Raw genomic sequence first — 11,896 nt, forward strand, 5'->3', positions numbered from 1 at the left:
TCCCAGCGCTCGGCGCTGGCCTTGTTGAGCTTGAACCCGGCCGACACCTTCGCTTCGGCCAGCAGCTCGCCATACGGATCGAATGCCTTGAGCTGCGCGTACGGCTCGAATTCGTCCGGCACGATGTCGAGTGTCACCGACACATCCTGGTCGTCGTCGCCCTGAACCGTCACTTCCTTGTGCAGCATCGCGCGCCGCTGCTGCTCGTGGCGCATCAGCACCTCGGTGGCGGTCTTCACGAGCGTGCGGAACGCGTTCGCGTCCATCGGCTTCGGGTTCTTCTTGTCGCGGCCCATGGTCCACGGGCCGACGAGCGCGGGCTCGGACTCGCCGTCCTTGATCATCTCGACGGCCCAGCCGTCGTCGTCCTCGTTCTTGATGATGCGGGCCGTCCAGCCGTTGTCGCGCCAGAGGCCGTCTTCGTGGATGGAGGTGTCGTCGGTGTGCAGGTCGGATTCGGTCATGAGGAAAGCGGGGAGTACGGGCCACCGGGAGGTCGGGCAGTCGGCGACAGGACGGCGGCGCGCGGCCGGCATCGGCGCGTCGCTCGCCGCCATTGGCCCGGCGCGGCATGCAAAGGCGTCGATTTTACCTGCTGGCCGGCCGCTTGGCCCGCATGGCCCGCCACGTTGGCCATCCGGCCGATGTCCGCAGCTGCCGGCCGCCGTGCGCCGGGCACTCGAACCGACGCAAATATCAAACTCGTATTACGTCCCCGGCGGCCGATCCCGATCCCGTCCGATATCCCGTCCGCACGCCGCTTCATAGAATCGACGTTCAGGCTAAAAATAGCCTGAACGTCCTTTCAACGCCAAACCGGCCGTGCGCGTTCCGCGTCGCGCGGCCGATGAACCATCTGGAACTGCGCATGAGGAAATTCAATGTTCGCGTCGTTTTCGCGTACGACTGGCCGTTGACGCTGGCTGGCATCGAGCAGGTCGCGGGCAGCGGCTGTGCGATCGAGCTCGTCGCCGTCTACCGGAGCGTGGCCGAACTGGTTGCGTCGCTCGGCGGCGTCGACTGCGACGTCGTGCTGGTCGACTACGCGATCCGCGGAGACGAGCAGATGGACGGCCTCGCGCTGTTCCACTGGCTGCGGCGCACGCGTCCGAACGTCGGGATCGTCGCGCTGGTCGCGAACGAGAATCCGCTGATCTTCGGGTCGATCCTCGCGATCGGCGGCGTGAGCATCGTCAGCAAGTTCGACGAGGTCGGCCATATCGTCACGGCCATTCATTCGAGCTACAGCGGCGGGTGCTACCTGTCGCCGATCGTCAGGCGCGCGGTCGATGCCGGCGGCGAGCGCCGCGAGGCGCCCGTGAAGCTGTCGGCGCGCGAGATCGAGGTCATTCGCCTGTACCTGTCGGGTGTGCCGATCAAGACGATCGCGCAGCGCCTGAGCAAGGGCAAGCAGACGGTCAGCGCGCAGAAGATCAGTGCGATGAAGAAGCTTGGCGTGAACAACGACGTCGAGCTGATCCAGCGGGCGGCGGGGCTGGGGCTCGGCACCGGCGCCGCCGCCCCGTCATGTCCCGGCGGCGCCGTGTGAGCATGCGCGCGCCGGGCGCCTACCGTCACGCCGGCAACGCGAACCGCGTCACCGCGTCCCGCAGCGCCTCGGCCTGATCGCGCAGCGAATGCGCGGCGGCCGCGGCTTCCTCGACGAGCGCCGCGTTCTGCTGCGTGACCTGGTCCATCTCGCCCACCGCGCGATTGACCTGCTCGATCCCGGCGCTCTGTTCGCGCGACGCATGGCTGATCTCGTCGAGGATCTCGTTCACGCGCCGCACCGACTGCACGATCTCGGCCATCGTCTCGCCCGCGTGCGTGACCAGCGCCGCGCCTTGCTCGACGGTCTCGTTCGACGACACGATCAGCGACTTGATCTCCTTCGCGGCCGTCGCCGAGCGTTGCGCGAGCGAGCGCACCTCGGCCGCGACCACCGCGAAGCCGCGGCCCTGTTCGCCCGCCCGCGCGGCTTCGACGGCCGCATTCAGCGCGAGGATGTTGGTCTGGAACGCGATCCCGTCGATCACGCCGATGATGTCGCCGATCTTGTGCGAGCGGTCGGTGATCTCGTTCATCGTGCGCACGACGTCGTCGACCACCGCGCTGCCGCGCGTCGCGACCTGCGCGGCCTGGCCGGCGAGCGTCGCGGCCTGCGCGGCGCTGTCCGCGTTCTGCTTCACGTTCGCGGTCATCTGGTCCATGCTCGACGCGGTCTGCACGAGCGCGGCCGCCTGTTCCTCGGTGCGCTGCGACAGGTCCGTGTTGCCGGATGCGATCTCGCTTGCACCGACGTTGATGTTCTCGGTGCCCATCCGCACGCGCGACACCATGTCGATCAGCCCGCCCTGCATCGTGTGCAGCGCGTGCAGCAGGCTGCCGCGATCGTCGTGCTTCACGGTGACGTGCGCGGTCAGGTCGCCCTGCGCGATGCGCTGCGCGGCGTCGAGCGCCACTTCCAGTTCGCCGCCGAGGTTCGCGCGCACGCTTTTCAGCACCAGCACCATCACGGCGGTCGCGATCCCGCCGAGCACGGCCGTCATCGCGAGCCAGCGGCCGACGCTTTCGAGCACCGCCGAGCGCACGTCGTTCATGTACATGCCGGTCACGAGATACCAGTCCCACGGCGCGAAGCGCTGCACGGCGCTGGTTTTGTCCTGCGGCTTGTCGGCGCCCGGCTTCGGCCACAGATACTCGACGAAACCCTTGCCGCCTTCCAGGTTGCCGGCCTTCACGATCTCGACGAACAGGTGCTTGCCGTTCGGATCGGTGAAATTCGACACGTCCTTGCCGTTGAGCTCGGACTTGATCGGATGCATCACGATCACCGGCTTCGAGTCGTTGATCGAGATGTAGCCGTCGGCGCCGTAGCGCATCGCGGCGATCGCCTCGAGCGCCTTCTGCTTCGCTTCGGCTTCCGGCAGCGCGTTCTGCTGCGACAGCTTGTAGAAATGGTCGGTCACGCTCGCGGCCTGCGCGACCAGTGAAGCGAGCTGGTCGCGGCGGTCCGTGATCATCGATGCGCGCGTCTGCCATGCGCCGAGCCCGGCGATCACGAGCAGGCCGAGCCAGAGGATGACGATCATCGAGGCGAGTTTCTGATTCAGGGAAAGGTTGCGCATGGTGTGTGGTCGGTCGGTCGTGGAAGCTCGCCGAAACGGCGTGACGGGATAAGTGTCTTGACGGCGCCCGGCATGCGTCCCCGTAGACGGGTTATCCCTAGGAACCGGTACCGTGGATGCATCCCTCTAATGACGATAAGGGTATCTATGCATATGCATAACGGGTGTCGCTATACTCACGGGGCGATGGCGTGCGCGCAGCGGGCCCGGCTCGGCGGCGCGGCGGCGAATGAAACCGAAAGGAGGCAACGATGCGAATTCTGGTGGTAGGGGCCGGCGCGGTCGGCGGATATTTCGGCGGCCGGCTGGCCGCGGCGGGGCGCGACGTGACGTTCCTGGTGCGCGACGGCCGTGCGGCGGCGCTGGCGCGTGACGGGCTGCTGATCCGCAGCCCGCGCGGCGACCTGACGCTCGCGAACGTGCAGACCGTGCGCGCGATCGATGCGGATGCCGGCGTCGCGCCGTTCGACCTTGTGCTGCTGAGCTGCAAGGCGTACAGCCTCGACGATGCGATTCACTCGTTCGCACCGTTCGTCGGCCCGCAGACGTTGATCCTGCCGATGCTCAACGGCATGCGTCATCTCGACGTACTGCGCGACCGGTTCGGCGCCGCGCAGGTGCTCGGCGGGCTGTGCGTGATCGCGGCGACGCTCGATCGCGAGCAGCGCATCGTGCACCTCAACGACACACACGGGGTCACCTTCGGTGAACTCGCGGGCGGCGAATCGCCGCGCGTGCGGGCGGTGGCCGAGGTGCTCGGCGGCGCGGGCTTCGATGCGACGCTCAGCGACAACGTGGCCGCACGGATGTGGGAAAAATGGGTGTTCCTCGCGACGCTCGCCGCGAGCACGTCGCTGTTCCGTGGCTCGGTGGGCGACATTCTCGCCGCGCCGGACGGCCGCCGCCTGCTCGAGACGATGCTCGGCGAATGCAGCGCGATTGCCGAGCACAACGGCTATCGGCCCGACCCGGCCGCGATCGAGCGGATGCAGCGGATGGTGCTGACGCCGTCGCCGCTGACCGCGTCGATGCTGCGCGACGTCGAGAACCACGCGCGCGTCGAAGCCGATCACGTGATCGGTGATCTGCTCGCGCGGCGCGATCCGCAGGCGGCCGATGCGCTGTCGCTGCTGCGGATCGCGTACAACCACCTGAAGGCGTACGAAGTGCGTACGGCGCGCGAGCACGCGGCCGCGTAAGCACCGGAGCGGGCGGCCGCCCGGCCGTTCCGCGCTGCACAAATTTGCCGTCCGGCGCCATTTGCGGCCGGAATGCGCAAAAAAGTATCGGAAATCAGGCGTAAAGTTGGTGGAGCCGCGCGCTCGATCGACCTACATTGCTTCCCATGCGACCGGTCGCGTCGCCGCGTGAAATGTGCGGCGCACGCGCGCAACGAACCGGCCAGCGAGACATGGGAATGGAGACGCCAACAATGATGCACCCCGATCTGGAAGTGGTCGAAGTGCGACGCGACGAGTCGTTCAAGGTCTGGTCGCACGGCTATCCGTATCGCACGATCCGCTGGCACTTCCATCCCGAATTCGAACTGCACCTGATCGTCGCGACGCGCGGCAAGTATTTCGTCGGCGATCACATCGGCTCGTTCGACCCCGGCCATCTCGTGCTGCTCGGCCCGAACCTGCCGCACAACTGGGTCAGCGACATGGCCGAAGGCGAAACCGTCGAGCGCCGCAATCTCGTGATCCAGTTCGACCCGGCGTTCGTGCGCCGCTGCATGGACGCGTTTCCCGAATGCCGCGATGCGCAGGCGCTGCTCGACGATGCGCGGCGCGGGGTCGGCTTCGACGCGGCGACCAGCGCCGCGATCGCGCCGCTGTTCGACGAACTGCTGGCCGCGCGCGGCATGCGCCGCATCGCGCTGTTCATGACGATCCTCGAACGGCTTTGCGGGGCGGCCGAACGCACGCTGCTCGCGAGCCCCGCGTACGACCAGGCCGATGTCACGCCGACGCGGCTCAGCCACGCGCTGTCGTACATCGGCAAGAACCTCGCGTCCGAGCTGCGCGAAGCCGATCTCGCGCAACTGACGGGACAGAGCGTCAGTGCGTTCTCGCGAGCGTTCCACCGCCAGACGGGCATGCCGTTCGTCCAGTACGTGAATCGTCTGCGGATTGAGTCCGCGTGCCAGATGCTGCTCGCCGACGACGCGAACATCACCGATATCTGCTTCCAGGCCGGCTTCAACAACGTGTCGAACTTCAACCGCCAGTTCCGCGCGGTGAAGGGGATGGCGCCGTCCGAATTCCGCGCGCTGCAGCGCCTGAATGCGCGCAGCCGCGAGCTTGCGCTGCACGCGGCGCCCACCGGCAATCCGCTGCCGCCACGCGTCGTCACGCCCGGTATCCCCGAGCTCGCGCCGCAGCCCGGATGATCGCGGGGCCGCGGCCCGCCTGAACTTTCCCCACCGTTTCACCCAGCGCAATCGCGTCGCCCACGTCGCGAGGGGCGCGTTCACCCACGAAAAAGCTGCATATACAACCGGAGACACCGTCATGACGCATGCATCGCCCGCTTCATCCCCCCGCCGCGCCGCCCGCATGGCGGTGGTTGCCGCGCTCGCCGTTGCGGCCTGGCTGCCCGCCGCCGCCGTGCACGCCGCACCGCTGCGGATCGGCATGACGTTCCAGGAGCTGAACAACCCGTATTTCGTGACGATGCAGAAGGCGCTGAACGACGCGGCCGCGTCGATCGGCGCGCAGGTCGTCGTCACCGATGCGCATCACGACGTCAGCAAGCAGGTGAGCGACGTCGAGGACATGCTGCAGAAGAAGATCGACATCCTGCTCGTGAACCCGACCGATTCGACCGGGATCCAGTCGGCGATCACGCAGGCGAAGAAGGCCGGCGCGGTGGTGGTGGCCGTCGATGCGAACGCGAACGGCCCGGTCGATTCGTTCGTCGGCTCGAAGAACTACGACGCCGGCGTGATGTCGTGCGACTACCTCGCGAAGGCGATCGGCGGCAGCGGCGAGGTCGCGATTCTCGACGGCATCCCGGTCGTGCCGATTCTCGAACGCGTGCGCGGCTGCAAGGCGGGGCTCGCGAAATATCCGAACGTGAAGCTGGTCGACACGCAGAACGGCAAGCAGGAGCGCGCGACCGCGCTGTCGGTGACCGAGAACATGATCTCCGCGCATCCGAACCTGAAGGGCATCTTCAGCGTGAACGACGGCGGCGCGATGGGCTCGCTTGCCGCGATCGAGAGCTCGGGCAAGGACATCAAGCTGACGAGCGTCGACGGCGCGCCCGAGGCGATCGCCGCGATCCAGAAGCCGAATTCGAAATTCATCGAGACGACCGCTCAGTTCCCGGCCGACCAGGTGCGCATCGCGCTCGGCATCGCGATCGCGCGCAAGTGGGGCGCGACGGTGCCGAAGGCGATCCCGGTCGACGTGAAGGTGGTCGATCGCGGCAACGCGAAGGGCTTCAGCTGGTGAACGACGTGCGACGCGACGCGAAGGGCGGCGGCACGGCCGGCGCCCTTCGTACGGAGAAGCCGATGGACACGATACTCAGGCTCAGCCACATCACGAAAAGCTTTCCGGGCGTGAAGGCGCTGTCCGACATTCATCTGGAGATCGCGCGCGGCGAGATTCACGCGCTGCTCGGCGAGAACGGCGCGGGCAAGTCGACGCTGATGAAGATCCTGTGCGGCATTCATCAGCCGGATGCCGGCACGATCGAGATCGACGGCACCGCACGCCATTTCGCGGACTATCACGAAGCGGTCGCGGCGGGCGTCGGCATCGTGTTCCAGGAATTCAGCCTGATTCCGCACCTCGATGCCGTCGACAACCTGTTCCTCGGCCGCGAGCTGCGCACGCGCTGGGGCGCACGCGACCGCAAACGGATGCGTCACGCGGCGGCCGCGATCTTCGCGCGGCTCGGCGTGGCGATCGATCTCGATGCGCCGATCCGCGCGCTGTCGGTCGCGCAGCAGCAGTTCGTCGAGATCGGCAAGGCGTTGTCGCTCGACGCGCGCATCCTGATCCTCGACGAACCGACCGCCACGCTCACGCCGGCCGAGGCCGGGCACCTGTTCGCGATCATGCGCGAGCTGAAGCGGCAGGGCGTCGCGATGATCTTCATCTCGCACCACCTCGACGAGATATTCGCGGTGTGCGACCGCATCACGGTGCTGCGCGACGGCCAGTACGTGGCGACGACCGACGTTGCGTGCACGGACGTCGAACAGCTCGTGCGGATGATGGTCGGCCGACGGATCGAAAGCAGCTTCCCGCCGAAGCCGGCCCGCGCGGCCGATGCGCCGCGGGTACTGGAGGTCGATGAACTGCAGATCGAGCGCGGCGGCCCGGTGAACCGCTTCACGCTGCATGCCGGCGAGATCCTCGGCTTCGCCGGGCTGGTCGGCTCGGGCCGCACGGAAACCGCGCTCGCGGTGATCGGCGCGACGCGTGCGCATCGCAAGGACGTGCGCGTGCGCGGCACGGCGGAGAAGCTCGCCGATCCGGCCGACGCGCTGCGCGCAGGCATCGGCATCCTGCCGGAAAGCCGCAAGACGGAAGGGCTCGTCACGTCGTTCTCGATCCGCGACAACATCTCGCTGAACAACCTCGGCAAGTACCGGTCGATGCGCTGGCTGATCGACCGCCGCGGCGAGGCGCGCGCGACGCATGACGTGATGCGGCGCGTCGGCGTGAAGGCGCCGTCGATCCACACCGAGGTCGCAACGTTGTCCGGCGGCAACCAGCAGAAGGTCGTGATCGCGCGCTGGCTGAACCATCACACGTCGGTGCTGATCTTCGACGAGCCGACGCGCGGCATCGACGTCGGCGCGAAAGCCGAAATCTACGGGCTGATGCGCGAACTCACCGCGCGCGGCTACGCCATCATCATGATCTCGTCCGAGTTGCCGGAAATCGTCGGCATGTGCGATCGCGTCGCCGTGTTCCGGCAGGGCCGCATCGAGGCGACGCTCGCAGGCGACGAGATCGATCCCGACACGGTCATGACCTATGCCACGGCCGGCACGCGAGGAGCGACCCATGAACCTGCCTGATTCTTCTTCCACGCCTTCCACGACGCTCGCGGCCACCGCCGGAAACGGCGGCGCACCGCCGCCACGCGCGATGTGGGCGCAGCTGCGGCGCTCGACGCTGTTCTATCCGCTGGTCGGGCTGATCGTCGTGTGCATCGCGATGATGATCGCGAGCCCGAGCTTCCTGTCCGCCGCGAACCTCGAGAACGTGCTGCGCCAGGTGTCGATCAACGCGATCATCGCGGTAGGCATGACCTGCGTGATCCTGACCGGCGGGATCGACCTGTCGGTCGGCTCGGTGATGGCGCTGTCGGGCACGCTGGCGGCCGGGCTGATGGTCGCGGGCGTGAACGCGGTTGCCGCGCTCGCGATCGGCATCGCGGTCGGCCTCGGTTTCGGCTTCCTGAACGGCGTGTTCGTCGCGTTCGCGGGGATGCCGCCGATCATCGTCACGCTCGCGACGATGGGCATCGCGCGCGGCCTGGCACTGATCTACACGGGCGGCTATCCGATCGACGGCTTGCCCGACTGGGTCGCATTCTTCGGTAGCGGCAAGGTGTTCGGCATCCAGGCGCCCGTGCTGATCATGCTGGTGGTCTATGCCATCGCATGGCTGCTGCTCGACCGGATGCCGTTCGGCCGCTACGTGTATGCGATCGGCGGCAACGAACAGGCGACGCGGCTCACCGGCGTGCGGGTCGCGCGCGTGAAGCTGATCGTCTACACGCTGGCCGGGCTCACGTCGGCGCTCGCCGCGATCGTGCTGACCGGGCGGCTGATGAGCGGTCAGCCGAACGCCGGCGTGGGCTTCGAGCTCGACGCGATCGCGGCCGTCGTGATGGGCGGCACGTCGATCTCCGGCGGGCGCGGCGCGATCCTCGGCACGCTGGTCGGCGCGCTGCTGCTCGGCGTGCTCAACAACGGGCTGAACATGATCGGCGTGAACCCGTATGTGCAGAACGTGATCAAGGGCGGAATCATCCTGCTCGCGATCTACATCAGCCGCGAACGGTCGCGGTAGCGATCGATTCATCAGTCATCCATATCATCCACAAAAGAGACAATCCATGACGACACCCGAAGCCCCGCCGCGGATGACCGCGGTCGTCTGCCACGGCCCCGAGGACTATCGCGTCGAACAGGTCGCGAAGCCGCGCCCCGGCGCGAACGAGCTCGTGATCCGCATCGCCGCATGCGGGATTTGCGCGAGCGACTGCAAGTGCTATACCGGCGCGAAGATGTTCTGGGGCGGCCCGAGCCCGTGGGTGAAGGCACCCGTGATTCCCGGCCATGAATTCTTCGGCTACGTTGAAGCGCTCGGCGACGGGGCGGCCGAGCACTTCGGCGTGGCGGTGGGCGACCGCGTGATCGCCGAGCAGATCGTGCCGTGCGGCAAGTGCCGCTATTGCAAGTCGGGCCAGTACTGGATGTGCGAAGTGCACAACATCTTCGGCTTCCAGCGCGAGGTGGCCGACGGCGGGATGGCCGAGTACATGCGCATTCCGCCGACCGCGATCGTCCACAAGATCCCGCTCGGCGTGTCGCTTGAAGACGCGGCGATCATCGAGCCGCTGTCGTGTGCGATCCATACGGTGAACCGCGGCGACGTCCAGCTCGACGATGTGGTCGTGATCGCGGGTGCGGGCCCGCTCGGGCTGATGATGACGCAGGTCGCGCACCTGAAGACGCCGAAGAAGCTCGTCGTGATCGACCTGATCGACGAGCGGCTGGAACTCGCGCGGCAGTACGGTGCGGACGTGACGATCAACCCGAAGCGCGACGACGCGCGCGAGATCGTCAGGTCGCTCACCGACGGTTACGGCTGCGACGTCTACATCGAGACCACCGGCGCGCCGGTCGGCGTGAGCCAGGGGCTCGACCTGATCCGCAAGCTCGGCCGCTTCGTCGAATTCAGCGTGTTCGGCGAGGATGCGACCGTCGACTGGTCGATCATCGGCGACCGCAAGGAACTCGACGTGCGCGGTGCGCACCTGGGGCCATACTGCTACCCGATCGCGATCGACCTGCTCGCACGCGGGCTCGTCACGTCGAAAGGCATCGTCACGCACGATTTCGCGCTCGAGGACTGGGACGACGCGATCCGCGTCGCGAAATCGCCCGAATCGATCAAGGTGCTGCTGAAGCCGGCCCGCTGACGGCCGGCATGCGCCTCACCGGAGACATCATGGAATACGTCATAGGCGTCGACATCGGCACGCAGAGCACCAAGGCGCTGCTCGTCGACCGGCACGGCACGATCGTCGCGCGGCGCTCGGCCGGTTATCAGCCCGATACGCCGCGCCCGCTGTGGGCCGAGCAATGGCCGCAGGTGTGGTTCGACGCGGTGCTCGCGTGCATCGCGGGCTGCGTGAGCGATGCGCACGCGCAGGGCGTGCCGGCCGATGCGATCTGCGCGGTGTGCGTGAGCAGCCTGTACGGCGGCTCGGGCATTCCGGTCGACAGCGACATGCGGCCAATCCATCCGTGCCTGATCTGGATGGACCGGCGCGCGACCGCGGAAGTCGACTGGGTCAACGCGAACGTGAACGTCGAGCGGCTGCGCGTGATCACGGGCAACGGCGTCGACAGCTATTACGGCTTCACGAAGATGCTGTGGCTGCGCGACCAGCGCCCGGACGTATGGGCGAACGTGCGCTATTTCCTGCCGCCGAACGCGTACGTGATCTACCTGCTGACCGGCGAGGTCGCGGTCGATCACAGTTCGGCCGGCAATATCGGCGGCGTGTACGACGTCGCGCGCCGCGAGTGGTCCGACGACGCGCTCGACATGCTCGGCATTCCGGCGACGATGATGCCCGAGCGGCTCGTCGAATCGACGGACATCGTCGGCGGGCTGCTGTCGCAATGGACGGCGCAGCTCGGGCTGCCGGCCGGCACGCCTGTCGTCGCGGGCGGCGTCGATGCGGCCGTCGCGACCTTCGCGGCCGGCGCGACGCGCACGGGGCAGCATGTCGCGATGATCGGCACCAGCATGTGCTGGGGTTACGTGAGCCAGCATGTGGATGCACGGCACGGGCTCGTCAGCATGCCGCACGTGTTCAACGGACAGCGCGATCTTTACGTGTTCGGCGGCGCGATCACGGCCGGCGCGTCGGTCGCGTGGTTTCGCGACCAGTTCTGTCACGCGGAAATCGATGCGGCGCGCCTGCTGCCGCATGGCGATCCGCACGTATTGCTCGAGGAAGCGGCCGAAAGCGTGCCGCCGGGCGCCGACGGCGTGCTGTTCCTGCCGTACCTGATGGGCGAGCGCAGCCCCGTGTGGGACGCGAAGGCGAGCGGTGCGTTCGTCGGGCTGAGTCTCGCCCATACGCGTGCGCACCTGTATCGCGCGGTGCTCGAAGGCGTTGCGTTCGCATTGCGGCACAACATCGAGGCCGGGCGGCGTGGCGCGGCTGCGCTCGACGACCGGCTGATCGTCGTGGGCGGTGCCGCGCATTCGGCGCTATGGATGCAGATCATCGCGGACGTGACGGGCTTCCCGGTGTGGACCATCGAGCAGGACGTCGAAGCCGCGATGGGGGCGGCGTTGCTCGCGGGCGTCGGGGCAGGGCTCGTGTCGCACGACGACGCGCAGGGCGGCTGGGTCACGCTCGTCGAGCGTGCGCGGCCCGATGCCGAACGCGCGAAAGCGTATGCGGCGCGCTTTGCGCTCTACACGGCGCTGTATCCGGCGCTCAAACCGATCATGCACGGGTTGCACACGCCATCATGAAGACACGATTCGATT

At 67.5% G+C, this 11,896-nt stretch carries 10 protein-coding genes; 8 read left to right on the forward strand and 2 right to left on the reverse strand.

The window, feature by feature from the left end; translation table 11 throughout:
• A partial coding sequence (locus G3O06_RS42985) for a hypothetical protein (protein ID WP_205819712.1) occupies positions 1-464 on the reverse strand: 464 nt, incomplete at its 3' end.
• Positions 465-868: 404 nt separating this feature from the next.
• Here G3O06_RS42985 and G3O06_RS42990 point away from each other — a divergent pair.
• On the forward strand, positions 869-1,549 hold the full coding sequence (locus tag G3O06_RS42990; protein ID WP_205819713.1) for a response regulator transcription factor: 681 nt from the start codon (positions 869-871) through the stop codon (positions 1,547-1,549).
• Positions 1,550-1,574: 25 nt separating this feature from the next.
• Here the strand turns inward: G3O06_RS42990 and G3O06_RS42995 are convergent, their stop codons facing one another.
• Positions 1,575-3,128, reverse strand: a complete 1,554-nt coding sequence (locus tag G3O06_RS42995) for a methyl-accepting chemotaxis protein (protein WP_205819714.1) — start codon at positions 3,126-3,128, stop codon at positions 1,575-1,577.
• A 251-nt stretch (positions 3,129-3,379) separates the two neighbouring features.
• Between G3O06_RS42995 and panE the strand changes: the two genes are divergently transcribed.
• The 7 genes from panE (at position 3,380) to G3O06_RS43030 (ending at position 11,881) form a co-directional block, all read left to right on the forward strand.
• A complete protein-coding gene (gene panE, locus G3O06_RS43000) occupies positions 3,380-4,327 on the forward strand; it encodes a 2-dehydropantoate 2-reductase (RefSeq protein ID WP_174970324.1) in 948 nt (315 codons plus the stop codon).
• A 233-nt stretch (positions 4,328-4,560) separates the two neighbouring features.
• Positions 4,561-5,520: an AraC family transcriptional regulator gene (locus G3O06_RS43005; RefSeq protein ID WP_205819715.1), complete on the forward strand. Its 960-nt coding sequence runs from the start codon at positions 4,561-4,563 to the stop codon at positions 5,518-5,520.
• 121 nt (positions 5,521-5,641) lie between these two features.
• Complete coding sequence (locus G3O06_RS43010; RefSeq protein WP_174970326.1) at positions 5,642-6,586, forward strand: substrate-binding domain-containing protein; 945 nt, start codon at positions 5,642-5,644, stop codon at positions 6,584-6,586.
• A 62-nt stretch (positions 6,587-6,648) separates the two neighbouring features.
• Positions 6,649-8,169, forward strand: a complete 1,521-nt coding sequence (locus G3O06_RS43015; protein WP_205819716.1) for a sugar ABC transporter ATP-binding protein — start codon at positions 6,649-6,651, stop codon at positions 8,167-8,169.
• A complete protein-coding gene (locus G3O06_RS43020) occupies positions 8,156-9,169 on the forward strand; it encodes an ABC transporter permease (protein ID WP_205819717.1) in 1,014 nt (337 codons plus the stop codon). The genes G3O06_RS43015 and G3O06_RS43020 overlap by 14 nt, the downstream gene beginning before the upstream one ends.
• Before the next feature lie 46 nt (positions 9,170-9,215).
• Positions 9,216-10,304 carry an alcohol dehydrogenase catalytic domain-containing protein gene (locus tag G3O06_RS43025; RefSeq protein ID WP_205819719.1) on the forward strand — a complete coding sequence of 363 codons (1,089 nt, stop codon included), beginning with the start codon at positions 9,216-9,218 and terminating at the stop codon, positions 10,302-10,304.
• Between the two features lie 29 nt (positions 10,305-10,333).
• On the forward strand, positions 10,334-11,881 hold the full coding sequence (locus G3O06_RS43030) for an FGGY-family carbohydrate kinase (RefSeq protein ID WP_205819721.1): 1,548 nt from the start codon (positions 10,334-10,336) through the stop codon (positions 11,879-11,881).
• The last annotated feature ends 15 nt before the right edge of the window (positions 11,882-11,896 follow it).

It is taken from the genome of Burkholderia sp. Ac-20345 (assembly GCF_017104825.1).
GTDB lineage: Bacteria > Pseudomonadota > Gammaproteobacteria > Burkholderiales > Burkholderiaceae > Burkholderia > Burkholderia lata_B.